Source organism: Deltaproteobacteria bacterium (assembly GCA_016874735.1).
GTDB lineage: Bacteria > Bdellovibrionota_B > Oligoflexia > Oligoflexales > CAIYRB01 > CAIYRB01.
This window is the reverse complement of sequence record VGTI01000050.1, coordinates 1-24,079: the sequence shown is the minus strand read 5'-3', so window position 1 is coordinate 24,079 and position 24,079 is coordinate 1. Positions and strand designations below refer to the sequence as shown.

22 protein-coding genes are annotated in these 24,079 nt (G+C 52.5%); all 22 read right to left on the bottom strand.

The features are described from left to right. A partial coding sequence (locus FJ146_15755) for a hypothetical protein (GenBank protein MBM4253424.1) occupies positions 1-833 on the bottom strand: 833 nt, incomplete at its 3' end. A 324-nt stretch (positions 834-1,157) separates the two neighbouring features. Beyond that, positions 1,158-2,408: an ATP-binding protein gene (locus FJ146_15750; protein MBM4253423.1), complete on the bottom strand. Its 1,251-nt coding sequence runs from the start codon at positions 2,406-2,408 to the stop codon at positions 1,158-1,160. 232 nt (positions 2,409-2,640) lie between these two features. Then, on the bottom strand, positions 2,641-3,006 hold the full coding sequence (locus FJ146_15745) for a hypothetical protein (GenBank protein ID MBM4253422.1): 366 nt from the start codon (positions 3,004-3,006) through the stop codon (positions 2,641-2,643). A gap of 23 nt (positions 3,007-3,029) precedes the next feature. Continuing rightward, the gene (locus tag FJ146_15740) at positions 3,030-5,171 is read right to left on the bottom strand and encodes a hypothetical protein (protein ID MBM4253421.1); all 2,142 of its coding nucleotides are present in this window, start codon (positions 5,169-5,171) and stop codon (positions 3,030-3,032) included. Beyond that, the gene (locus tag FJ146_15735; protein ID MBM4253420.1) at positions 5,122-5,493 is read right to left on the bottom strand and encodes a hypothetical protein; all 372 of its coding nucleotides are present in this window, start codon (positions 5,491-5,493) and stop codon (positions 5,122-5,124) included. Before FJ146_15735 ends, FJ146_15740 begins: the two co-directional genes overlap by 50 nt. An 865-nt stretch (positions 5,494-6,358) precedes the next feature. Beyond that, the gene (locus FJ146_15730; GenBank protein MBM4253419.1) at positions 6,359-7,837 is read right to left on the bottom strand and encodes a hypothetical protein; all 1,479 of its coding nucleotides are present in this window, start codon (positions 7,835-7,837) and stop codon (positions 6,359-6,361) included. Positions 7,838-7,841: 4 nt separating this feature from the next. Then, on the bottom strand, positions 7,842-9,218 hold the full coding sequence (locus FJ146_15725; GenBank protein MBM4253418.1) for a hypothetical protein: 1,377 nt from the start codon (positions 9,216-9,218) through the stop codon (positions 7,842-7,844). Positions 9,219-9,258: 40 nt separating this feature from the next. Next, positions 9,259-9,483, bottom strand: coding sequence for a CRISPR-associated protein Cas5 (gene cas5 / locus FJ146_15720; protein ID MBM4253417.1), 225 nt, complete (start codon positions 9,481-9,483; stop codon positions 9,259-9,261). A gap of 962 nt (positions 9,484-10,445) precedes the next feature. Further along, positions 10,446-11,804 carry a group II intron reverse transcriptase/maturase gene (gene ltrA / locus FJ146_15715; protein MBM4253416.1) on the bottom strand — a complete coding sequence of 453 codons (1,359 nt, stop codon included), beginning with the start codon at positions 11,802-11,804 and terminating at the stop codon, positions 10,446-10,448. Positions 11,805-12,197: 393 nt separating this feature from the next. After that, the gene (locus tag FJ146_15710; protein MBM4253415.1) at positions 12,198-13,691 is read right to left on the bottom strand and encodes a hypothetical protein; all 1,494 of its coding nucleotides are present in this window, start codon (positions 13,689-13,691) and stop codon (positions 12,198-12,200) included. Further along, positions 13,678-14,067, bottom strand: coding sequence for a TraV family lipoprotein (locus FJ146_15705; GenBank protein MBM4253414.1), 390 nt, complete (start codon positions 14,065-14,067; stop codon positions 13,678-13,680). The genes FJ146_15710 and FJ146_15705 overlap by 14 nt, the downstream gene beginning before the upstream one ends. Further along, positions 14,027-15,277: a hypothetical protein gene (locus tag FJ146_15700; protein MBM4253413.1), complete on the bottom strand. Its 1,251-nt coding sequence runs from the start codon at positions 15,275-15,277 to the stop codon at positions 14,027-14,029. The genes FJ146_15705 and FJ146_15700 overlap by 41 nt, the downstream gene beginning before the upstream one ends. An 11-nt stretch (positions 15,278-15,288) precedes the next feature. Next, the gene (locus tag FJ146_15695) at positions 15,289-16,086 is read right to left on the bottom strand and encodes a hypothetical protein (GenBank protein MBM4253412.1); all 798 of its coding nucleotides are present in this window, start codon (positions 16,084-16,086) and stop codon (positions 15,289-15,291) included. Further along, positions 16,076-16,900 carry a hypothetical protein gene (locus FJ146_15690; protein MBM4253411.1) on the bottom strand — a complete coding sequence of 275 codons (825 nt, stop codon included), beginning with the start codon at positions 16,898-16,900 and terminating at the stop codon, positions 16,076-16,078. Before FJ146_15690 ends, FJ146_15695 begins: the two co-directional genes overlap by 11 nt. A 19-nt stretch (positions 16,901-16,919) precedes the next feature. Beyond that, positions 16,920-17,231, bottom strand: coding sequence for a hypothetical protein (locus FJ146_15685; GenBank protein MBM4253410.1), 312 nt, complete (start codon positions 17,229-17,231; stop codon positions 16,920-16,922). Positions 17,232-17,261: 30 nt separating this feature from the next. Then, positions 17,262-17,651: a hypothetical protein gene (locus tag FJ146_15680; protein MBM4253409.1), complete on the bottom strand. Its 390-nt coding sequence runs from the start codon at positions 17,649-17,651 to the stop codon at positions 17,262-17,264. A 26-nt stretch (positions 17,652-17,677) separates the two neighbouring features. Further along, a complete protein-coding gene (locus tag FJ146_15675; protein ID MBM4253408.1) occupies positions 17,678-17,872 on the bottom strand; it encodes a hypothetical protein in 195 nt (64 codons plus the stop codon). A 12-nt stretch (positions 17,873-17,884) separates the two neighbouring features. Next, the gene (locus FJ146_15670; protein ID MBM4253407.1) at positions 17,885-18,643 is read right to left on the bottom strand and encodes a hypothetical protein; all 759 of its coding nucleotides are present in this window, start codon (positions 18,641-18,643) and stop codon (positions 17,885-17,887) included. After that, positions 18,633-19,784, bottom strand: coding sequence for a hypothetical protein (locus tag FJ146_15665; protein MBM4253406.1), 1,152 nt, complete (start codon positions 19,782-19,784; stop codon positions 18,633-18,635). Before FJ146_15665 ends, FJ146_15670 begins: the two co-directional genes overlap by 11 nt. Then, entirely contained in the window at positions 19,754-22,753 is a 3,000-nt protein-coding gene (locus FJ146_15660; GenBank protein ID MBM4253405.1) for a hypothetical protein, read from the bottom strand. Before FJ146_15660 ends, FJ146_15665 begins: the two co-directional genes overlap by 31 nt. Further along, positions 22,722-22,940 (bottom strand): hypothetical protein, encoded by a 219-nt coding sequence (locus FJ146_15655; GenBank protein ID MBM4253404.1) that lies wholly within the window; start codon positions 22,938-22,940, stop codon positions 22,722-22,724. The genes FJ146_15660 and FJ146_15655 overlap by 32 nt, the downstream gene beginning before the upstream one ends. 157 nt (positions 22,941-23,097) lie before the next feature. Then, entirely contained in the window at positions 23,098-23,382 is a 285-nt protein-coding gene (locus tag FJ146_15650; GenBank protein ID MBM4253403.1) for a hypothetical protein, read from the bottom strand. Positions 23,383-24,079 lie beyond the last annotated feature (697 nt).

Below are 24,079 nucleotides of genomic sequence, written 5' to 3'. Positions count from 1 at the left end.
TCTGCAGCTACAAGACTAGTTCCCGAGCGCACTCGACCCTGCGCATCGAACGTTACTTTAGTCGCCGTGCCAGGCGTTGCAACAGTTGCCAGAGTTGCAGTGCCAGTACCCGGGCCCGTTGCCACGACATCGCCGGTTAGTCCCGTTAGGTAGTTGCCAGACGCCGCCGCTAGGGGCAAGCTTGCCGCTACCCACTTGCCGCTTTTGTACGTCAGCACTTGATCAGCTGCGGGCTCTCCGCCGGCCTGGGTTTTGGCTGTCAGGTTAGTTGAGCTAAGGCTGTCCCACTTGATGCCACCCGTGCCATCGTTGACAAGTACGCTACCGCTGGTGGCTGTCTTCGCATTTTTAATTCCAAGCTGTCCACTCGACGTGTCAAAGGACAAGGTCTTATTATCAACGGGGATCCGCATGGCGAGCGGGATGTAGTTAAATTTCTGCCGCGGATAGGCCTTACCGCCCGACGAGATTTCGATAAATACTGGCTCCTTGCCATCGCGGAAGATGTCCTGCACCTGGGTGGCCATAAACGGGAAGTAAAGTGAGAATACCCCCTGGTTCAGAATCACACTGGCGAACTCGAATGTCTGCCCGAGTTGTGTACCGTCAATTTCTGCGGTCCAAAATGTTGCCTCAATCGCGACAGGCCCGTCTTTTGGCGCACCAGAAGATTCGGTTAACCTCCCTGAGTAGGTCATTGGTAGACTGCCAAGCCCTTGAGCAATCGCTTGGTTAAACGTAAGAGCCAAAAACCCGGTTAAAAAAACACTACTTGCAAACGTTGCACTTCGTTTGCGCACACTAATTTTGGTTGTATTTCTGACCTTGCCCATGGGACCGCCCTTAATGAATGATCGGACCCCTCTCTTACCAGTCTTGCAACGGCATCGTCATGGCCAGGAAAAAGCTTTAGGTGATTTTTTGAAAGGCTGTAATTTCGGGTGGTTAGGTACGGTAATTAATTGCCGTTTTTTTGATGGTATTTCGGCTTGTTTGAAAAACACCAGAAAAAGTATAAATTGTAGATGGTTGCACTAAATTCGCGAGATGTGGCGTTAAAATAGCCACAAAATCGACAGCTTGGCTGTATCATGTGCTCCTAGTGAACGCTCACGGGGATGGGGGGGCTGGCCCTCAGATGAATCGCCAAACTTCACCTATACCAACAAAGACAAGACAGCATCAGCGCTTGCGATCAATATGTTCAGGCCGTCAATCTCTCGCCTCTGCCAAATGCCTGGCTTAGCCACAATCTGAATGTGATTGGTAATACCAATCTGGCCAGCAAACTTAAGTACAGAGGGATCAAATCGGTCATCGCTGTACTTACACTCAAACGAGACCACTGGTTTATTCTTATTCGTTAGGAGGAAATCTACCTCAAATTTATCTTTGTCGCGCAGATAACGAAGGTCCCACTGGCCACGTCCGCAATCGCTCCAATAGTCACATGCCTTAAGCAAATGTGATGCCACGAGGTTTTCAAATCGAGCTCCATGATCTTCAACTTCGGACCAGTCATACAGGTATATCTTGGGTTCTTTTTTTAAAGATCGAGCCACTCGAGTTGTGAACGGACGGATGGTAAAGTGAAAATATAGATTTTCGAGGTAGTTTAGCCATCTTTTGACGGTATCGTATGCAACCTCCAGCTCCTCGCGCAGAGACTGAACGCTCAATGGGCTTCCGATTCTGTCTGGCATTAAAAGAGCCAAAGCTTCTACCTGACTCAATTCGGGCAGACGACTGAGATCGCGAAGATCCTCGTGAATGATTTTTTCAAGCCGACCGCTTCGCCAGAGGGCAGAAAACTGATCGTTCTGGTTCAAGTAAGGATCGGGGAATCCGCCAAATTTCAATAATCTTTCAAACTTTGTGACGGAACCTGCCTGTAGTGCTGGCGGACTAGGGGACATAATTGATTCTATAAACGACGTAGGTTCGTCTGCTCTCTTCCCTAAGATCTCTGCTTGGCTTAAAGGGTGTAGACGAAAAGGAAAATAGCGTCCGAGAAGACTATCACCGCCTCGTCGGTAGATGTTTAATCTAGCACTACCCGTCACTATAACGTCAAATGAGGTACCGTAGAGATCGTAAAATCCCTTGAGGTTTCCCTTCCATCGTCGATCTTTGTGAATCTCGTCTAGAATCGCTATAGGTTTCTTAGTGGTGGTTCCTCCATTTGACTGGAGAAAGGTCCTAAGGGATGCCGGTCCTTTGTGCCAAAGCTTCCGGAAGTCTTTATCGTCCCAAGTCCCGTATTTGCCGGCCCCTCGTTTGGCGAGTAGATCCTTCGCCAAGGTTGTCTTACCGACCTGCCGCGGGCCCGCAACGAAAGCCATTTTGCCGAATCCGAAAGCCATTTTAGAAATAATATTAGATAGATATCGTTCTTCCAAAAGGCTCATCAGCAGCTCCTGAAGCTAGGCACATAAAAGAGTCAACGACCATTTTCGTGACTTACGCGAAAATGGTCAATGACCAAATTCGTGCCACCCACGAAAATGGTCAAAAACGGATTTTGTCCGAGTGAGACGTCGGTAATCTTGGACCTTTGGGCTACCGAAGCGATGACACACTCAGACGGGAAACCACTAAATAATGGAATGTTACCTAAAACCTGCACGGATCGTACAATTTTTAAGTGATTGATGGCTTATCGGTATTTTCTGCTGCAGCCCTCTGATGAGCCGCTAACAAAATGCTTAAAAATCCCTCACGAGTGATTGGGCCGTTAGATTTTGCGTACTTCAACCTCAATTGCTCGAGCTTTTCATCCGTGGTCAGAGATTGCTCTTGCAGTGTCAAGATGTGGTCTTCTGTAACTAGAGATAATGCCAGTGAGATGATCGAGCTGGCGGTGATCCTTTGCCCTGTTTCTTTTTTGTTAGCCTTCTGGACTAGGCGCTTTATCTTTTTATGAACATCGGCATCGCAAGATACAGCCCAATGGCTGCGTTTTTTCGTTTTAACTGATTCATTTTGTTTGTTGCTATCTGAGTTCATAATGACCTCCTCGGTTCACGTAATTAAAGTGACGGCAAATCAACAGATCTGTCTCGCCCGAGACCGCGCTCTTGCCCAATTTCGAAGTTGAGCGACAAGCCGCGATATCTCTCCTTTAGGTTGTTAAAGATTTCCAGTTCGACCTGCCTGTTGGCTGAGTCTGATGAAAAGAATATCTCCACACTCCTCACCGTTCGGTTGTTCAGTATGAACCTATCGATCAGTTTGGTACTAGGGTCCATCAGGCACAACGTCGCCACTGGATGAGACTTTGGGTTCATGGCCTTTGCACCAAAGGACTTCAGAAAATTAATTGGGTCCATAAAGATGCGGGCCTTGGTAGAGTTTTTGGACGCTGAGAACAATGGCTTTTTAAAAGTTCCTAAATTGCGTCTAAGCCATTGCTTGTCGGTTCCGCGCTCAAACTCAACAGTGCCACCCTCGTCATCCTTGGCAAAGAATCTGATGATATGAGAAGGGGTGGCATTATTGGTTGGTAGGGAACGTGGCCGAGATCCAGGTCCAGCAAGATCATCGATGAGGTCACCGATACGTTCAATTTTGTCTTTGGCAGTAGGCGTCGAATCTTGGTCCGGCTGGTCGACTAGTTCGGCAGGTTTTGACTTGGATGCGATGTCATTGTTAAGTGGTGTTTTTTCAATTTCCAGGTTTGGCAAATTCCCAGCATTCTCGTATTCAAAATTGTCACCAATATTGTCGGGAAGATCATTTGCACGTTGCAAATCCTCGTCGCCCTGTACCCTGGGATCGCCGACTTGCACCTGATTGCTCGCCAATAACTCCTTGGCCAAAGACGGATCAAGATCATGGGCCGCAAGCATTTCCTCTACATATTCTTTCCCTTTCTCAGGTGGTGCTTGACGATCAGTCGGTATATAGAATGACTGATATGGCTTAACAACCTCGCCAAAATGATCTTCGAGCATTAGGAGACGCTGGTTTCCAGTGATCTCGACCACTGCTTGAAGAAAAGTCATGTCTTTATGTGCAGCGACTAGCTCTATCAGGGATCCACGCGTGTTGTTCTTGGTGTTGGTCCACTCGTAGTCACTAATTTCTACATGGGGCCTACCATGCAGCGTAACCTTGCCGCCGTCGTTCTTTTCCAGCGTGATGTTGTGGGTACGGCAGTACTCGGGAATATTTGATAGCCTGGCTCGTCTTAAATCTTCGATGGGGATGATACTGCTTGCGATATCTTTTTGATGGGGGAAGCTTCGGTCGCTGCCTTGGCGAGCTTCTTTGGTGTATGCCTTATAATCCCGCTGGCCCTTCACGTAGGTTGAGTTGGGGATTTCTTTAAGGGTCTTTCTGGTTTCTGATGTGGGCGAGCGCCCCTCGGCATGTGCATCGAGAGCACTCCGTATATCGTCACGAAGACCCGGGACTTGTGCAAAACGGACGTCATTTTCCTTGAAAGCTTTCTCAAGGCCTTGCTTATCGTAGACGATACCTAACTTACTCCCCCGCTTGCCTCTTGTGTTCTCCTTGTAGAAGTATGATATCGACTTCTCCTCAACCCTTGCCCTGACCCCCATCTCTGCCAGTATCGCCGTATACTCGTCGTAACAAGTGGCGTAGGCCCTGGCGAAGTCGGCTTTCTGACATAGATCCACAAGCCACGAGGTGCCGCGGTCACGTTCAATTTTGCGGACCTTATCAGGTAATTCGGCCGATTTTTCATGATCTTTGTGCTTTATGACTGATAGACCGTAGTCCTTGCAAAGGTGGTCACTGATTTTCCGCAGATCATAGAGATGCATCTTCTTATCCACGATCTTTTTTCCGGTTTCGCTGTGCCACGGACAGACGACGATGTGATTGTGGACTTTGCCAGTCTCAGTATGAGTGACGCAAAGGAACAAGTGTCCGGGGAATTTTTCTTCGACAAGCTTCCGCCCCAGCATATTAAAGTCCTCGGGCCGCATCTTTTTACTGTCCTTATCCGACCAACTTTGCCGGATATGGTAGGCATTGATTCGGTCGCCCTTGCCATGAAGGTTTGCCATCAGCTGAAACGCAGGCAGCGGGTTATCCAGACTACATCCCTTCGCATATGCTGGATCGTCAGGTTCTTTGGTTAACAGCGCATAATTAATTAGCTTGGGTGCGTGACTTATTGGCTTTATCCAGACGGTTGCCACGGTGTCCTCCTACAAGTGCCATGATTTCGGTAGCTCTAGTTCTTGCGCGCGCAATTTCGGGATGAAAGCCCTCGCGAAAGCCAGAGTCCAAGACCGTTGAGACTTCGTTCCATACGGTGTCAAAGTCTTGCAGCAGGAGTCCGATCTTGATGGCCAAGTCGTGTGGCACCGGCGGTACAACAATCGTGCGCTTAAAGTATGAATCCCTGAGCAGCGTTGACACTGTAGTGCCGAGAATCTCTGCCGTAGCGGTAATGGAGGCATACTGCTCTTTTGAAAATCGGACGAAGCAGTATTCCTTTCGCTTCTGTGTTCTTGCCATGGGTTACCCTTTCTTGTGGTTTTAACTTCATTGATCGAATAAGCGGCGGGACCGATTCCCCGTGAATCGGTCACGCCGTCGCGTGGTGTTGAGGTAGCGGCATGCAATAAATTCTGGACGATTGGCTTGTAGTGGTTGCGCCACCGGATGTTGATCCATCCGGTGCGGCGGTATGTTGTGCGCAGGCCGTGAGATCCAACATAATTTGGGTCGCTGACGTGAACTTTTGCGCCCGCACTATTTGTGTCTTGTGCTCGGTGCTTCATGGGATTGGCCTGACGGCTGCCGTCACTATGGGGTGAACCGATCTGCGGTTTCCTGGTCAAGCAATTCGCGTTGCGACGGCTAGGAAATGTCATCACATGAGCGATCCGACTATTGTTGCCAAGTGCCTGTGGTCCCCAAGCATTTGCCTCGCGGTCGCTTAGGGTTGCTGATGGCATATCGTGTATTCCCGTCGGGCGGGTTTCATAAAAAGTCGACCGGCGCTGCCCGTGGTCTTGCGGCTCTTTTGCACAGGGTCCCGCGGGGCTGGTTCTATAGGAAGCTGCCTCGCGGCCACTTAGTCGGAGAGTTGCCGTGACCCCTACATTTTTTCGGCGCTGCCCAACTTTTCTCGCTGCTCTGTACCTCTTTCCAACCCCCTCTCGAAGGCGAGGGCAAGCATGGGCGTGGCACGCCACGCCCCCCAAACAGGTCGCTTCGCTCCCTATTTCTGGCTGCGGCTCCGCCTTTGCCAGTTGGTGGGCTGCGCCCCCCAATGCCCCCGTAAAGGCCCTGATGAGATCGGCTTTGAGGGGAACGGAGCACCCCTTTAGTAAGGGGTGCCCCTGAGCCACTGATATAGGAGGAAGGAAGGCTCTCATCAGATCAGCGCCTTTGCAGTGGTCGTTGCGACTTGGTTAGCCGTAGACAAAAACTCCGGTGCGTTGTCCTCGTCGTTATCGGTCAACATCGGCCGTAGGAACCAAAGAACCGAGCCGGTGAAAGCTCCCCCGACCAGCAGCTGCAACCACGAGTAAACGGCGTACATATAGTTGATGCGGGAGGAGACTAGGTTGGCGCTATAGAGCGACACACCATCACTGAGTCTTCCGAGCGAGTCGAGCGTTTCGGTCGATAGAGTGATGCCCGTTACGACGTGATAGAGAAGCGTCCAGATCGGGGCCCAAAGGAGGACCGAGAAGTAGGCCGTAAACCACCAAAGCAGTACCCGCCAGTAGCCAGCTACTACCGGGAAGACCAACCACGGGAATATCGCAATCAGCATCAGTTTGATAAACCCAGCTACGTGCGGAGCCCGGGCAAGGTTTTCGCCAAACTCGTCGGCACGATTGGCCGCCATCGAGGCACCACGGTACTTGTCTCCCACCAAACTTAGGAGGCCGTCCCAGCTAAAGAACCTATTCACATACTGGAGGACGCGAGCTGCAGTCCCTGGGGGCTGCGCACCTTTTTGTACCCCGAGCGTGGACTCTGTCTCGCCGTGGTAGTGCTCGAGGATAGCGGACGACACCTTGAGATTGCGGTAGGCCTTGTTTGAAAACTGAGGCGAGAGCACATACGCGAGACCCTCCTCAACCTCATCACGGCCATCCGTTGCATAGTGAGCGAGACCATACTCAACCCGCTCCTTGAGGTCGAGGCAGGTCTTCACGCCGCCGTCAGCCGCAGGCAGCATGATACCACCTAGGGCCCGTGCTAGAGAGTCATCTTTGCCGAAGAACGTATCGAGTCGATCAATACCCTCGCGCCCACCCAGCTCATGAATGACCCTCGAGATACAATTATCCGTATAGCTTTTGACGTCAGCGCGCACTTCGGGATCTTGGATACTGGCAGAGCCTGCATACATGATGGCTTTGTAGAAAAATCCTGGTGCCTCGATTTCGCTGTTGGATACTTTGAAGACCCTGTCGATCACCTGATTGATGAGGCGACTCAGCTCTTCAGCGGTGCGGCTCAGGATATTGAAGACGAGACTGACTCGGTACTCGGGCTGGACGCCCTGGACCTTGGCCGCGATGTAGGGGTTACTCTCCCAGCTCTCACCGTTAAACCGTCTCACGTCGGTAGAGGCGCCGACACGGAGGATACTGAGCCCGGCCACGAGGCAGATGATGATCTTGAGGTAGCGAGTGATCGGTACGCCGCGACGGGCAGTCAAGGCGCCGGGCATGTAGCGGGAGAAAAATTGCACCGTCGTCGTGAAGAAAACGCAGCCAAAGATCAGCAGCATGGCAGCCATGAACACCCGCTGCGAGGTTAGGACTTCAATAAACCTCGAGTGGAGTTCTAGGCCGATATATTGATAGAGGGCTTCGTAAGCAGTGCTAGTAAACATGCCTTCATCCTCCCTTGCCGCAAAGGACACCGTCCGAGCAGTCGGTCAGCGTCGAGCGAGCCCTGGATGATCCAGCCGCACTCTCGTCCTCGCGCAGAGCCTGGCGGGTGTACTCCCCGCGAAAGCCTTCGCCCTGCTCATGGATCTCGCGCAGCACTTCCCTCAGGGGCTCATTGCGCTGACGCTGAAGCTCGAGGGTTAGATCGATAGATTCTTTGAGGCTCCGGCGTTTGGCTTCGAGTTCCTCCTTGCGACCTGGTGGAAGATTGGGGTTCTGGGTGGCTACAGTCAGGACATCCATCGACCGGTTAACGTCCCGTGTGAAAATGCTGACAGCGGTCGTGTCGCTAAGCTTCTTACAGGCAAGCCGTCTTTGGGCGGGAGGAAGCTGGCGCAGGGCATCTACCGTGTCACGGTCGATCGCCACCTCGGGAAGTCCCTTGCTAAGTTCCCTGAGCTCTTTGTCATCAACGCCAGAGTAGCCAAAGCGCCCCGACGTTGCCTTGACTAGGATCTCCTCGCATAGGCGTTTATGGAGATCCGCTTGCAATTCCTTTAGGTGCGATTCCGGCGTGAGTGGCTTCCTGCGGCTACCATACTCAACCCCGATGCTGCCTTTGGAGAGCACGGTATCGCCCACAAACGCCTTGGTTAGATCTGTTACGCGGCTTGCCTCTTCGCTAGTGAGTCCTGCCCACTTGGCTGAGGACTCGACCAACTTATTGACCCCGCCGCTACCACCAGATTTTCCACCCCAGCTTGCCAAGGTCGCGTCAAAGCCACCATCGCAGCGTTCCATGGCAGTCTCTAGATTGCCATCGGCGCGTTTGATGGCCGAATGCACACAGGACTGTCGCTCGCGGTAGTAGTCCTCCGAGCGTGAATCCGTGTACTTGTCGACCATCGCGCATTGATCGAGACGCATCTGCGACAATAAATCGGCGCTGATTTGGCTGTGTTTTAGGATAGCACACCAAGTAGGCGAGGCGTAGCATGCCAATAGAAGTGGAGAGCTCGCAACAATGTTTTTCCCGACATCGCCGAAGTATTTGGCATCCAGAAGATTACTCAGTGTGGCCTTCATCGTGTTTTCGAAGTTGATGTTGCCGCAGTCTGAGCTGATACCGAGGTTGAAGTTCATGTCGACGATCTTCGGATTACCGTCAAAGGCAGCGTCATGTTTCTCGTCAAAAGACTTGAGCATATAGTCTTCTGACCGAAGCCTTTGGTTTGATTGGTAGCGCTTTAGGTTGTCGGCTAGGGCAATACCAGTCATCCCTAGTGCTACGAACACTGCCATGAGGATCCATAGGATCGGGGCGTAGATTGCTTGTATCTGGGCCGGACACCTTTCGGTGTCCAGTCCAAGTGAGTGTTGCATGGTCGTTCTCCTCTTGTTTAGGTGCTGCGCCTCTGGTTTCTCATCGAGGCTCAGCCAAGACCGTAGGGATGCTCCCTGACCAGCTCCTCCAGAGCCTTCCAGCGGTCACTTGGGTACTTGGCCCTTGCTGCCTCGGCGGCACTGGTGGCCGCGGCGTTGGTCGGTGCAAGCCACCTGTCGTAGGGCGTTTGAAAGAAGCGGAAGGCCCCCTGGCGCGTTCTCTTTTTATTGACGTAGTAAACGTCCGCGTGGCTGCCGCGTACAGTCCTTAGCGACTTGACTATTTGGGTACCGGCTTCATCAAGAATCGAAGACCTCTTTGCCACATAATCAACATTGTCAGCCGACATCTGGAGGAAGACGTAGTTATCGGCTACGCCCCACATGGCCTTGCCCACTTCGGTCTCAAAGTAGTTTTGCGGCCTCGGAGTTAGGCTTACGAGCCAGACTCCGAGCTTTCTAAAAGTCTCTGCTGCATCAACCACAAACTGCCCACCGACCGAGTTGCCACGGCCTAGCATCTGCATTTCTTCTAGAACCACTAGACCCTGTCGTCCCTGACCTCGATGCTGCTTGATTGTTTGGCGGATCTCTTCGATCACGGCCATAGTCATCAGGCTCTGAAGGACTGGGTCCTTATCAAGAGCGTCTAGGTCGTAGATGTAAAAGAGCTTGGTTTTGTTAGACCCCGGTGGCGTCGCATTGAAGTAACGGGCATAGATGCCGTCGCCGTAAAATGGGGCCAGCTTTTGCACTAAGGCATCAATCACGGGCTGGAATTTTTCAAAACTCTCAAGTGCCGATAGTCCTGCCATCTCTGCCACTACGTCGTTCATGGTTAGGACTGCTTCCTCAGCAAGCTCAAGCTGGACTAGGTCAGCGCCGTCGAAGTTCAGGCTGGCCTCTCGCATCTTGCGTTCGTGAGCAAGTCTCACTGCCTTCGTTAGGACGGCGATGTGGTCACTTTCTAGCTCAAACGAAGGCGACATGAGTTTAATGCCGGTCGCCAGTAGCTGGGTGAGGAAGGCGACCTTTTCCTCGTCAAAGACGCCGCGGAACGGCGAAAATGGCATTTCGCCGTCAGAAGAAAACTCCGTTAGGTCAGCGTCGTAGTAGTCAGCTAGGGCCTTATAGCGGAGAGTAGGCCATGGGAGTTTCACCCCTAGCCTCTCGCAGAACCGTACTTGACACTCTCGCGTCATACGGCTCCCATCATTCAGCCATTCGCTATTCACCGTCCGTCTCCCAGAACGCAAAGAGTTTTGGTTCACGAGCTTGAATCTCGTTGATCCACTGCCCCGCATTGGTTCGACGACGATTGAAGTGCTTGTATTTCCGCATAGCCCATTTGGTGAGAATCTGATGCCACTGCGTTCGCAGTGTCCGGAGTTCCCGCGGGTAGAATTTTCCGAAGTAGCCGACCCAACCACGGATGACTGGATTGAACCGCTCGGAAATCTCACGAATCGACAGGTGGCTGGAGCGTTGAACGCCCCAGTGCTTCATCCGATCCCGGATATTCTTGCGCGAGGTTTCGCTGATCGCCGGCATGAAGCCGTCGAACCGCTTCCCGTTCGGACCTTTGGCCGTACGCTGCCGAAACGTGAATCCCAGGAAATCAAAGCTACTCGCATAGCCAGGCTCTCCAGTCTTCATACGATTTTGGCAGAAGACGAGCTGCGTCTTCTCGGGATTGAGCGCCAGTCCGCACTCGATCATCCGGCATTCGATCGCGCCCTTAAGCCGCTGCGCCTCTTGCAGGCTGCGGCAGTGCACGATGATGTCGTCGGCGTATCGCTCGAACTTGACGCCTGGAAACGCTCTCCCCATCCACGCATCGAACACATAATGCAGGAATAGGTTCGCAAGAAGGGGACTCACGACTCCACCTTGTGGAGTGCCCGTCAGCCGGTCCGTGACAGTGCCATCTTCCGCCATCGTGCCGGCTTTCAGCCAGCGTTCGACGTACAGAAGGATCCACTCGCATTTCGTGTGGTGTTTCACCGCCCGCAGAAGAAGATCATGGTCGATGTTGTCGAAGAAGCCCTTGATGTCTAGATCAATCACCCATGGGTTCCGCCAGCAGCGCTGCTTCGCAGTCTCCACAGCTTGATGCGCAGACTTTCCCGGGCGATAGCCATACGAATCCTCGTGAAACAGAGGATCTAGGACTGGCTCGAGCTCTTCTTTGACAACGGTTTGCGCGATGCGATCAGCGACCGTAGGGATGCCGAGCATGCGTCGACCACCATCTTTCTTGGGGATGGCAACTGTTTTCACTGGTGGCGGAAAGTAGGTCCCAGAGGACATCCGATTCCAGATCTTGTAGAGGTTCTTTTTCAAGTTCCTCTCGAAGTCCGCAATCGTTTGCCGATCCGCGCCAGATGACCCGCCTTTCGCTTTCACCCGCTCATACGCTCTCCAAATGGCTTGTTTGGAAATACTGAATGACTTTGCTTTACTCACGGGCTCCTCCTGCTGACGCAGTTGACTCGCGAGCAAAGCCGAATGACGCAGCCCCTTCGCTCCATCTGGTTTCCCAGACTTCATCACTACTATGGGCTGCTCCGAACCTAGGGCCTGCATCGGTACTTTCACCCTTGTCAGTCTCCACTGCTTGGGCTTTTCCCTTGGCATCAGACCCGTAGGGTCCCACGTTCCATACCAGAGCCAGGATCATGTTCACGCCATCTCCACGCCGGACGCCGTCCAAGTCGGTAATCAGGAGTCCCTTGGACTTATCCCCGGGTAAATCAAAACCCCGGGTTTTGACGTCATTTGTGACATCTCGACGCTTCAACGATGATTCGGGTTCACTCGTCTCCATGATCCATACCTGCCCTCTTTTGCCTGAGGACTTTTCCGGCCTGCTTACCACCATGGCTTTTGACCACAGCGGCGGACGGTGGTTTGACATCAGTGCCTGAACACCGAAGTCGGCGGGCCTACCGCCATCTCTGATACAGCATTGCTTCGACATCAGGCTGCGACCTTCTGTTGTTGCATTCGTGGCACACTAGACTTCTTATCGACGACAAAAACTAGAGGCTCGGGCGAGAGTCTTTTGATCGACGTGACGGCATCGATCACAAAAGAACTCTTACCCGATCCACTGTCGGCTAATACCACCGTGTGGTGGGAGGTTTCGTTCTCAAGAAGTGAGAATTTTACTAGGTTTCGCTCGCGCGAGAGATAGAGCTGAACAGGGTCACTTAGGCCGCTAAACGAATTAAAGATCGGCAAAAACTTGGCCGCGTCCGAGCGCAGGACCTTAATAAAACGCCGTGCCGAGAGGTCGCTCCTTGGATCGTAGAATAGAGGCAGGCTTGTAAGAGCAAGGGCAGCACCGATGTCTTCTTCGACGATGGCTTCGGCCTCTAGCTGATTTTGAAAGACGTTTAAAACCTCTCGTGTCATGCGGTCGAGATCGTCCGTCGTCTTACCCTCGATCGTCATATGAAAGCTCAGGTGAACACAGCGGTCCTCGTGCGCAAGTCGCTCCTGTACTGTAAGCAGTTCCTCTTTTTGCCGGCGGGCCTTTGCTGACGGAGTGTTTTCTAGGAAGAATTCCTTTAGATCGAGGTACTTTTTAACCGAGGCCTTAGTCGGGAAGGAGAAGTTCAGAGTCATGCGAAATGGAAACGAGAGGCCCGTGAAGTAGGCCATCCCACCAGGGTAGGCGAAGCTGGGACTGGTCTTAAGCGAGATGGTACGGGTTTTGACTCCCTCTCTTTTGATCCCCGAGAAATCAAGCGTTGGCGGTGAATAGACGACTTGCTCTGAAAGTGGCGTGGCAGGATTTAGCGGAGCGAAGGAGCGCCGGTAATACATCTCTGGATTAAAGAACTGGCGGAGGATGTCCAGAAGCTCATCGCCTGACAATCTCGTTAAAGGCAGCGGTGAGCTGGTCTCAAGCGTACTTAGAGTGGAGAGAAAGTGCGCAAGCTCCTGTTTGACAGCGGCATCTTCTCTGTCGAGTGTGGCGTTTTCTCCCGTGTAAAAAGACCAAAGACCTGAGCGCGATCTTGAGGCGGGAAACCACCTCACCGTCAGGTAAGCGCGTCTTTCTAGCGGTGTCTCAACCTTCCCAAGGCCGGAGGCGTTTTTGATCACCGATAGACGCTGCTCGAAGAGGAACTTCGACACCGGATGGCCACCCAGATATTTGTTGGCGTAGTCATCTAATCGCTTATCTAGAGGGGAAAGTGGCTGCTGTTCAAAGATCACCTGCATCACAGCATTCTCTGGGAGCATAAACCACGACTTGAGCGAGGTGACTGCTCCGACAATGGCAGCTTCACTTAGAGGCTCATGCTCGATTAGGTCGATCTGGTAGACCACACCGAGGGAACCGTCATGACAAACTACGATGCGGTCTTCGGGAAGCACTTCGTTCCACGGAAACTCGCGACTGAGTGATTCAGGCCGTGTGATGAGTGAGCCTAGTGGCCCAGGTAATTTATTTTGTCTCATGAGTTGAGCCCTTACCTTTGGTGTTTAGGTCGAGTTTCTGCGGGACAGGTTGAGAGTCATTCGGGAGGCCCGTTTGCCAACGGTCCCCTTCGACTACGACCGAGATCCAGCCACCCCAGAAGTATTCTTTGGTTGGTGTTTCGTGCGGGTAGATCCAGATTTGGGCCACTTTGGGCGGAGTTCGGATGGGAATCCCGGTGGTGGGCTCGCGCTTAACCTCGGCGTCTGTGAGCTTTAGAGATCCGGCTTCGGCCTTTTCTCGGCTTCCGTAGTCGGCGCGTTCTTCGAGTAGATTTTTGGACTCGGCACGGTGCAAGCAACTTGCTGCACTGAGACTAGTCGAGCAGACGATTAGTAAACTTGTAATCCTTGTCATGGGAGCCTCCTTCTTGTGTTAGGCGAAAATAGGTATGGGGTAGTGCCACTGTGTCATTAAGAACTATCCAGACATCCTGGCCGCTACCGACGTTGATGGTGGGCAGTAGGTTTTGTGCTTCCTTCAGGTACCACTGCGTGACTTGGCTTGCTGCAGAGGCGGCACCACCGGCGGCAAGGTAGCGGCCCTGATTACCGCTAATGATTTGGGTTTGAGATCCGTTTGGAAAAGTTTGGTTTGAGGTCTGCGCTAACTGCACAGACTTTCCGATGCCGTCCACCACGGCAGCGAGAAACGCCATAGCAGCCACTCGGTCCTGTTTGGTGTTGACTGTGCCGGTGACAGAAAAGGAGTTATCCCGAGCGTCGGCGACAAAGCCGTTGATCTCCCGCTCAAACATCTGGCCATTGCGGGCCACGCAGCTAAGCTTGGTCGCCTGCATTTGCACCCGCTCGGTGCTGAGATCACCCTCGGCCTTGGCAATGACAAAGCAGCCTTTAAGGTCGATTGATTTGTTGTTGGGGACGATGTGGGCGAAGTCGAGCTGAAGGAGTACGGGATAGGTGCGTCCCTCAGGAGCTTCTACGCCGGTGAGTAGTTTGGCCTTCACGTAGCTGCCTGCTGGGAGCACTACCTCGGCCTTTTCTGGCTGAGCGGTCCCTTGGGTCGGGAAGGATATGACTGATTCACCTCGACTCGGTGGGCTGATGACAACCGGAGGTAGCTGCGGCACCATCTGGCCCTGATATTGTTGAGCTGGGAGCGCAGTGGTGGTCAGGCTCCCACCAGAGATACTGGCATCTGTGGGAGGTGTCTCTTGGGCCTGACTCGTATTCGGTGGGCGTCCCTCTAGCGTCGCTATGCGCTGATCTAGTTTGGCGATGCTGTCATTGACGTCCTGAAGCGTAGTGGTCAGATCCTTACTGTAGCGCTCTAGGCGGCGCTCTTTACTGCGGCTAATAGCCTCTACAGACGATGTACCAAGGACACGGGAGGGCTGATTGGCAGCCGTCCCTGGCGTTGTGGAGATTTGGGCCTTGGTGTCAGACAACTGTATGACCCAGTAGAGGACGACTAGAAGCACGGAGACACCGATGGTCTTTACGAGCTTTTGTCTGGGTTCAGCCCAATCCCTCAGGGCTTCGTACTTGTCTTTGAGGTGGTCTAGGAGCCGTAAACTTGGCTCTGGCTGCGCGATTAGTTGGGTCATGGCTATTTCCCTTACCCCTTAGAGTTTTGGTTACCTGGTTTAGTGATGCGGATGGGGAGGAGAGCTTCGGAACTAGAAGCAGTCGGCTTAGTTACCATAACCAGCAGTGTCTTATTTGAGGATGATTTTGCGCCTTCAAGTATTGACCGTTCGGTGTAACCAAGCACCGCCTGGTTGGGCTCACCGAACCTAGCTCCCCTGACATCGATCTCGAGCGACCGGTCTGATGCGAGATTTTCTACCTCGTAGACAAAGCCCTTGAAGTCGCCTCCCGTGTATGTCTTGAGCAATGTGACCTTGGTCTCGGGGATGCCACTTGCGATTTCATGGCTCTCCTTTTTCACCTCGTACCCAGTAACCTGATCGCCGCGAATCATGGCCGTTATGAGTTCAAGCCGCCCGATATAGGGCGTAGCGGCTGCGCGGTTTTCAACCAAAGCCTTTTGCGACTTGATGTCGTAGACAGATTCAACCTTGAGCTTTGCCTCCGCCGGTACGGACTTAAGGCGAAGCGTTGCCATATCACCACTTGCCAGTATGAAGACCACGTCGGCCTTGGCTAACTTTTGACGGGGCTCCACACTGAGTACCGCGTAATCAGGTGTGTCTGGACTCACCGGCCGGATCATAAAGTCAGCAGCGTTGCTGACTGTTTTCACTGGCTCCTCAAACCTGACGATCGTCGCTGCGCCGTAGGCAACGGGCACGGTTTCGGGGGCGCTACCGAAGTAGACATTTTTTGCTAGGGCAACCTCGGTAATGTAGATCGTGGCTACCCCGATTAGGATCAATAGGACTTTATTTTTCATTGGTCTTTCCTCCTTCTAGGGATTTGCTGACTTTGTGGGCTTCTTCGCTTTTGCGGCTAAGCGACGTGATCTGCAGGCACCAACGCTTTCCGAGATCTGGTGGGACGAGCTTTAGACCCATCTCGATCACCTCGCCGCGCACCCCGATCGACTCGCTACCGATAAAGGTCTCGACTCTAGTTTTGACGGTTGCCTGGTAGTGGCCTGATGGATCCACCTCGATTCGCTTTGAGAGGACAGTGGTGATCTCCGAGATATTGTCGGCAAGGACGCGCTCCATCCACTCGCTGCCTTCGCTATTAAATTGCACCTGCAGCGCTGGGCTCATCACACTAGCGATTTGGGTATAGCGCTCAGCTATGTTGGTGGGGTTGACGTTGCCGATGGCATCGACAAAGTCAGACACTGCATGCTGAACATAGCTATCGGGCACTGTGCCTGGAGAAACTGGAAGGTAGTCTGTCACTCCTGGAGCTAAGATAAACTCCTTGGTTCTTAGCCTTTGATTGAGGCCACTGATCTCGATGCGGCTTTGGATAAATACGGTAAGTAGCAGTAATGCAAGGATCAGCGAGACATGCTGCATCATCAGCTTCTCTCGAATCAATGCTGCCTGGTACGAGACATGATCAGGGAGCTTACCTAACTTAAGCGAATCAACCCCTTTGGCTGCAGCGAGGCGGCCCCGAGCAAATCCGCGCTCAATAGGGCCTATGATTTTGGTTTTAAACCAGTGTGGTGCGGGACGATCTGGATCCTCTGAGAAACCCTGAATGTGCTCTGGAATTAAGATATCGTTTTGAAACTCTGTCATGACGTTATTCCTTTATGATTTAGTCTGAGTAGGTGCGGCGACCTCGGGGATTCACCAGCCCGGGGAGCGACATGCCCCAGTTGCGGTAGGGCCAGTGAAAGAAGACTCCCTTTTCGCAGTGCTTTCTAATCGCCGGCACAGCCACAACCACGATGCAAAGCCCCACCAACATAGCCATCCACTCGTAGAAGATGACACCAAGCACTAAGATGACGGCTAGGGCTAGGAAGACATCGGTGAGTTCCCAGTAGTCAAAGATCATGATGGGTTGATCAATGGTCTGTACGACTTGTGTGCCGTGGCGACTTTTCATGGTTTCATACGAATGCATTGTGACCTCGATTAACTGCGAGCGTGTTAGTTAACGATCAAAGATCGAGTCACCGCCCGAGATGCTAAAGATGTTGTGAACCCAAGTTGTGGCGGTGCCGAAGATAAGGGCACCAAGCACCGCGACAATGGCGATACCAACGCGCTGTTCTTTTAGAGCCCAGGCTGCCGACATGATGCAAAGCCCGGCGAATAGGCGAGCGCCCCATTTAAAAAGGGCAGTATCGATGAGACGTAGCAGTGTGCCTGCGACTTCCAGTTTGGACGCTGCGTCGGCATCGCCTCCTGATGGCAGAGACACACCCCGGCCCGCTGCAAAGACGTCAGGCGAGAACAGGTAGACACTGAGGACGGCGAAAGCGCCGGTTATTAATAGGGCCTTAAGAATAAAGAGCCAGTTGATTGTTTTCGATGTTTCCATAGTTAGGAACTCCTTTAGTGTTTTGATTAGGTGGCTGAGTTATCAACCTTGGTTGCAATGCCTACTTCTTTTTGATGATCTTTCGCTGATTGCGCGGTCCTGATGAGCGATGCGACTGCCATGCTGACAAAAGCTAGAAAGCAAATGGCGATGGCAAGTAGCAGATACTTGAAGTCTCCTCCTCCGCCTGAACTTACGAAGCTATAGTCTTTAGTTTCCATGTTTCCTCCTTCTCACTGTTTATGGAGTTCACGAAATAGTTGCTCTGTTTCGACAAAACCTTTTTGTCTTAGGACTGTTCCGGATTTGAGATCGGCAATGAGCAATAGGGGCACTGCATCGACGCGGAACTTCTGCACGTCGCCGTCGCTCGCCTGAACCACAGGAACCTGCGAGCGAATGCCCTCAAGCGGACCACGGTCAATCTGCCTTGCCTCGACAAAGTAGCCACGGCTGACTAGGTCGTTCACGGTGCCAAACATCTTTCGGCAATGTGGACATGTGGAACTAAAGTAGAGCCTAAATCTATAACGTTGCACGTCTGGCTCTGCCTTAGCTGAAATAGGGAGCGAGGCGAGATTGACTGAGCCGCCCGGAGCCGGATGAGTCTTAACGTACTCGGCTATGCGCTGGCTCAGGCGCTCGGTGAGGGTGTTCTTTCTCTCGATGTAGGAAAACCACTGACGGATGTTTTCGTCGCTAGGATTGCGAGCTACCTCCATATAAGGCTCTGGTGGGGTGTAGTCGCCTTCTTTAAAAAACTCCTTATTCTCGGGTGAGCTGTACTTTTTCCAGTCGAACTGCTTTTTCTCTTCGACCTTTTCTTGGGGTGATTCCCTGATAGCTTCTTTGACTTCAGGCAGTGATGCGTCCTTCATCGACCAGTAGTCAATGCCACTATCAAAAAACCGGTTACCATCCGCTTGAGAGACGGACGAGACGAGAGCAAGCATGGCGGAGCACGCATAGTTGCGCGCTTGTCTACGACACATAGATCACCTCCCGAACATCGATCAGTCCTTCGCAGGCGAGATCGAGAGTTGCGTTCGTTAGGTTTAGAGATAAGAAGGAGAGGTCTTCTTCGTCGTTGATGACAGCTTCAACGTCCTCGTCGCCCAGATACTCAATCACTGGGAGACGGCCAACAACGCCCCCTTCGCAGTGCGGGCAGCCACCATCACAGCGGATTCTGAGGTTATCGCACTCGTCAAAAGTAAATCCGGCAACCTTACTAGCCTCCTCTATGAACTCTTCATGTGCCGGCATTGAGCAGTGACTGCAGAGCTTTGGCACTAGGCGCTGCGCTGCCGAGAGGCGGAGGTTACTGCAGATCGAGTCATGATCGACTCCAAGGTTTTGGATGCGGCTAATCACCTCGCGAGCGTTATTGGCGTGCACCGTCGATAGGACCAAGTGACCTGTCGCCGCAGCACGGAATGCGAGGGCCGCTGTCTCTTCGTCCCTGATTTCTCCAACCAAGATGACATCTGGGTCTTGCCGTAGCACTGCTCGCAGAGCATCGCTAAAGCTAACCTTCGGATTCACCCGAACCTGGCTAATACCCGGCATCACGTATTCAACGGGGTCTTCCAGGGTGATAATCTTTTTGCGGCTACGGTCAATCTCGCCAAGAAGGCTAAATAGCGTCGTAGTCTTGCCACTACCCGTTGGGCCTGAGACGAGCACCACTCCGTTTGGTTCATTTATGGCACGGCGCAGGCGCTTCACCGTATAGGACGGGACCTGGAGTTGGCTTAGGCTAAACTCCCTGGTGCTATCAAGTAGCCTTAGGACGATGGTCTCGCCAAATAGTGTGGGCAGCAGACTCACCCTCAGGTCTAGGGGCAAGCCTGGGACGTTACAGCGCGAGTCTTGCGCCTTGCCGCTCACACCGATTTCTAGGTTAGTGGCAGCTTTGACGGCAGCGAGGAAGCTGGCCTTGTGCTCAAGATCTACAGTCTTCCAGACGGGTTGCATCTCGCCGTAGACGCGAAATCGGATATCTACTCCCGTCCGCGTTGCTTCGATGTGGATGTCGCTGGCGTTTACCTTAAACGCTGCGCGTACTGCACTTTGATAGAGTTCTACAAAGGGTGAATTAATCATTTGGGTAAACCTCCTAAACCTTGACATGCCGACTTAAGACTGGCGAGCGTGGCTGTGGCGACCGCCACATCTGGGATTTCGTGACAACAACTCCGCCTCTCCCAGACGACGAAGACGTAGTTTTTAAGATTCCCCGAGAGCCGTCCGCGGTCGTTGACGAGGCCTGCGGTCTCAAGGAAGCTGACGTTTTGACCCTCGCGAAAGCATTGCGACTGCGAGGGACTGATCATTTGCCATTTCTCGTCGATGGAAGACGGAGCCGAGAGGAAGACCTCCGAGGAAAGGCTCTTCATGCGCGAAGCCACCATCAATGCGGCTGTGGTTTGGCTGGGGCCGTCATAGATACCGACCCGTGGGTAGAATAGCCCCCAGCCGTTGCAAGCTTCGTGCATGGAGGGTGGGAATGCGGGGAGCCGAGCTACAGGTAAACTGCACGCAGGACTCCCCGCACTGACGAGGGAGCTGCCGCCACCAGTGGCGGACTTGGCGAGACCTACCGCGAGACAGGCTTTGGGGCTGGTAAGCCAGGCGAGGTGATTGGGCTGGAGGCGGTCAGCAATGCCCGAAGTCCAGAGTGGGCCTAGGTGCTCACTCATGGCCCCGAAGCAGGCAGATTCACCGATACCGCCCCGGCAAGGAAGCCCTTGAAGGATTGCGTCTGAAAAAGGCACCGCTAAGGTCCGCGCCTGGAACGCGGCAAAGTCATCCCCCTCGGTACCAAAGGGAGCAACCGATCCTGCCATCGTTGGTAGCTGCGCTAAAACTCCTGGCAGGCCACGGAACGCGGTCTCTACACTTTGGCCAGTGACCTCTACAAAGGTGCGCGGCACATAGTAAGTGAAACTTGCACATGGATGCGGCTTTGGCAGCGGACATACACACTGCCCCACGTGGTACTCGAGGCAGGCGTTAAACTCTGGTGCTGCTACAACATCGCAGATGTTGGGAAAACTATTGGCTGGCGAGGCCAAGAAAGCGGCTAGAACTAAAGACATGGCTTGAAGGCCTTGCCTTAGCATCACCGTCAACTCAGAGTGGGCAAGGCGCTTTTCCGCGAGGAAGTAGGGCTTAAGCAGTAACTTTTTGAAGAAGCGCGTTGTGTGGCCATCGTAGATCAGAGCGATGGCTTCAAACTTACCAAGGCTACTGAAATCGATCCCGGTGACTACGGCCTCTTTTTGGACCGACTTAGTGACGGACTCTGTCCGATTAGACGGCTTTTTTGAAAGTGCTTCGCTCTCGTCGCGCGTTTGCTCCGAGTAGCCACGACTGATACGTTCTCGTTCCTCATCACCCACCAGTTTTTCAAAGATATTGATTGTGGTGGTGTCGGTGGACTGAAGACAAATCATGGTCCTAAAGTTTTGCCGTAGCTCTTTCACCGCTGCGCCGCTACCGAGCGAGGTCTCGAGCGAGGATACAGACTGCGTGGCTACGATAGTGAGCGCCCTACCCTCCCTGGCTTTAGCTAGGAAGCGCTCATCGCCAAGCGCCTTCCCCGACCCTGTCGTAGCAACGTCTTGGTACTCGTCGATAATGAGCAGGGCCACGCGATCAGCCGGGCGGGAGTCATTAGCAATCCGGTTAAGAACCGACTGCTGGTACAGCAGTTTAATAAGAGTTCCCATGGAGCGCGCGAGGCCTTCGTTGCGGACATCGAAGAACAGCAAGAGCCCCTGATCAACCACCTCGTCCATCGAGCGGATGGTGCACTCTTCTTCACTAGGGCAGAAAAGCCGATTTGCTTGGTATTCTTGGAACTGGTGGAGGAAAGCTGTAGCCGTCGCGACGATGCCGCTTCGAACCTTTTCGTCATACTTCGAGAACTCACCGCTAAAGTAATCAAGGGCAAACGAGATATTCTCCCGAACCTCCCTGTCTAAGGGGTTTTCAAGAACCTTCTCCAGCTGGTCAGTGAAGTCAGCGTCCTGACACCGACGCATGGTGTCGTGAAGATCCTTAAGCGTGTAGTAGGACTTCATCGCTGCTGCGTAGATGAGGCTGTACTTGATCAGGTTAAAACCCGACTGACTCCAGAAGGGGGATTCCTTGTGACCGCCCGAGTAGTTGGTCGCTGCAGCCTGAATCATCTCGGCAATCTGGACGCACCGGCCACCTTTTAGAACATCCGGCATGTAGATCGGATTGATCGAGACAGAGCCGTTTAACTCTAGACGCCTAACTTTGGCTCCTAGGCCTTTTTTCTCCGCCATGGCTACGGCCTTTTTGATAAAGCTGCCTTTTGGATCAATGGCGAGTACTGCTGGCGTCGGCTCAAAGTTATCGAGGATCTGAGAAAAGTACGGGAGGATCGTCCCCTGAGTCTTTCCGGTGCCAATACTGCCGGTGATCAGGACGTTACCGCCAAGAGCGCCCTCGGTGAGGATTAGGGGTTGCTCTTCCCGCCTAGGGTCAGTGGACGGCACTGAGCCTATAAAGATACTGTTTGGGAGGCGGACGATGCGCTCTAGGCCAGATTTTTTCTTCCTCTGCTTCTTTTGGCCGCGGCTAGCAAAGTGAAGGAAAACGCTTGAGAGAGTACCGAAAGCAAAGGCCCAATTTAGGATAAAAGGCTCTGCTAACTCTCTCGGCAGCATGGATAGGCCACATTTAGCGCCTAATGCTGACCTTGAAAGAAAGAGCAAAATGCCAGCAACTGAGCTCCATCCTGTGACACTCAAGAGTAGAGGCATTAGGTCCTTGGGCGGTTTAACCTCATCGCTGGCGAAGTCATCAAGAGACTTTGCTTTCCTGATCGACTTCAAGAAGTGATCTAAAATGTAGCCAATCAAGGCTAGATTGATGCAGAGAGCGATCACCGAGATATTAATCGTCATTGGATAGGCATTAGCGAAGGCCTCTAACTTCGCTGCCATCGCCTTAAATGCGTCTCCATGCTTCATGGCAATTAGGCCAACCAGCACTGCAGCTAAAAGCGCGGCTGCTATAGGTACAGGAATGTCATTATTTGCTTTGACTGCTTGATTCATAACCATTTAAACCTCTGTTTTGATCACTTGCAGCCTTATTGGACCTAAAGACTTCAGTGAGTCTTAGGAGCTGCAAGATGGACTTTCCTATTTTTCTGAGTTCACGGTTTCTTGTGGCCTCTTCGACCGAGACGTGCTCCATAGCGGCAGCAAACTTCGTCTCGACGTCGCAAAGACGGTCGACAAAATTCACGGCGTCCTCCTTCAGGCACTGAGGCGACTAACCGATTTCAGCAGCTCCTCAACGCGACGTGTAAGCTCGACATTCTCGTACAGCTCTTCGACGCTGATCTCGCCGACCCAGCGACAGATAGCGTCCTTGAGCTTTTGTAGGTAGCCCGCAAAGGTGTTCATAGGTCGAGTCCTTCCGTAAGGCGGAAGAACGGATCAACCTTGGTTTTTGGCATGCCACAGAATACTGAGATGAATTTTTTAAACAGGCGTTTGATGCCAGTGACAACATCGCTCCAGCGGAACATAGGCTCCGAGACCACGTAGCTACGGCAGTTAAGACAGTGGTCCGACATGGTGACGGAATACATCACTGGTCCACCGCCGCACCGGCGGCAGCGGGAAAAAGAGTCCGGGATTACACTTTGGAGATACTCGTGATGAAGGTAGGGATTTAATGGCATGGTTACTCCTTTTGAGAGCGGAATCTTGTTTAGTGCTCTCGAAATGGAGTAAGGCAGGAATCGTGCCAGATTTTGATTTCGATTCTTTGATAGTTATTTTATTGTTTAGTTATGATGAGTTGGATGTATCTTGGTCAGGATGTAGGCAAGGTAATTCAAGATCCATGGTCCTCAAAGCCTGGCAGTTTTTATGGCCATTTTTAAAGCTGCATTTTGGCGCCAGAAGAAATTAACGGCTAGTTACACTCAATCGCGTGTAATGATTATCCAACGATTCTGATTATGTATGGTTAGCGGCGAAGGCTGAGACAGGTAAGACCAAGCATAAATCAAGGTGGCTACAAAATGTTGCCAATGCTCAGCTACATCAATCATGCAGCAAGTAAAACGAAGCGACCCAGTACTCGAGTAAGTATTTTTAAATGACGCGTCCAACCACCGGCCTTCGGACGATAAACCGGGTCGAAATACAAATTATGCTCTATCCATATTTGTACCCTTTCGAGCATAAACTACAAAAACCAATAAGCACTCATAATTATTGATATAAAATGCCTAATGGCATACTCCGTTATTCTTAGACGATGCTCTTTTGACATCCTCCCCGGCGTGAACACCGAGGATTCCCTATGCCTCAGAAACCTTGCGGTTTCCAGGGTGGGTCAGCGCCTCACGTCCGAGGCGGAGAATGTTGCGC

What these genes read in the sequence shown, in the direction of transcription:
- FJ146_15750 (MBM4253423.1), bottom strand. Translation starts at nt 2,408, where the DNA reads ATGAGCCTTTTGGAAGAACGATATCTATCTAATATTATTTCTAAAATG.
- FJ146_15745 (MBM4253422.1), bottom strand. Translation starts at nt 3,006, where the DNA reads ATGAACTCAGATAGCAACAAACAAAATGAATCAGTTAAAACGAAAAAA.
- FJ146_15735 (MBM4253420.1), bottom strand. Translation starts at nt 5,493, where the DNA reads ATGGCAAGAACACAGAAGCGAAAGGAATACTGCTTCGTCCGATTTTCA.
- FJ146_15730 (MBM4253419.1), bottom strand. Translation starts at nt 7,837, where the DNA reads ATGTTTACTAGCACTGCTTACGAAGCCCTCTATCAATATATCGGCCTA.
- FJ146_15725 (MBM4253418.1), bottom strand. Translation starts at nt 9,218, where the DNA reads ATGCAACACTCACTTGGACTGGACACCGAAAGGTGTCCGGCCCAGATA.
- ltrA (MBM4253416.1), bottom strand. Translation starts at nt 11,804, where the DNA reads ATGCAGGCCCTAGGTTCGGAGCAGCCCATAGTAGTGATGAAGTCTGGG.
- FJ146_15710 (MBM4253415.1), bottom strand. Translation starts at nt 13,691, where the DNA reads ATGAGACAAAATAAATTACCTGGGCCACTAGGCTCACTCATCACACGG.
- FJ146_15705 (MBM4253414.1), bottom strand. Translation starts at nt 14,067, where the DNA reads ATGACAAGGATTACAAGTTTACTAATCGTCTGCTCGACTAGTCTCAGT.
- FJ146_15700 (MBM4253413.1), bottom strand. Translation starts at nt 15,277, where the DNA reads ATGACCCAACTAATCGCGCAGCCAGAGCCAAGTTTACGGCTCCTAGAC.
- FJ146_15695 (MBM4253412.1), bottom strand. Translation starts at nt 16,086, where the DNA reads ATGAAAAATAAAGTCCTATTGATCCTAATCGGGGTAGCCACGATCTAC.
- FJ146_15690 (MBM4253411.1), bottom strand. Translation starts at nt 16,900, where the DNA reads ATGACAGAGTTTCAAAACGATATCTTAATTCCAGAGCACATTCAGGGT.
- FJ146_15685 (MBM4253410.1), bottom strand. Translation starts at nt 17,231, where the DNA reads ATGCATTCGTATGAAACCATGAAAAGTCGCCACGGCACACAAGTCGTA.
- FJ146_15680 (MBM4253409.1), bottom strand. Translation starts at nt 17,651, where the DNA reads ATGGAAACATCGAAAACAATCAACTGGCTCTTTATTCTTAAGGCCCTA.
- FJ146_15675 (MBM4253408.1), bottom strand. Translation starts at nt 17,872, where the DNA reads ATGGAAACTAAAGACTATAGCTTCGTAAGTTCAGGCGGAGGAGGAGAC.
- FJ146_15670 (MBM4253407.1), bottom strand. Translation starts at nt 18,643, where the DNA reads ATGTGTCGTAGACAAGCGCGCAACTATGCGTGCTCCGCCATGCTTGCT.
- FJ146_15665 (MBM4253406.1), bottom strand. Translation starts at nt 19,784, where the DNA reads ATGTCAAGGTTTAGGAGGTTTACCCAAATGATTAATTCACCCTTTGTA.
- FJ146_15660 (MBM4253405.1), bottom strand. Translation starts at nt 22,753, where the DNA reads ATGGTTATGAATCAAGCAGTCAAAGCAAATAATGACATTCCTGTACCT.
- FJ146_15650 (MBM4253403.1), bottom strand. Translation starts at nt 23,382, where the DNA reads ATGCCATTAAATCCCTACCTTCATCACGAGTATCTCCAAAGTGTAATC.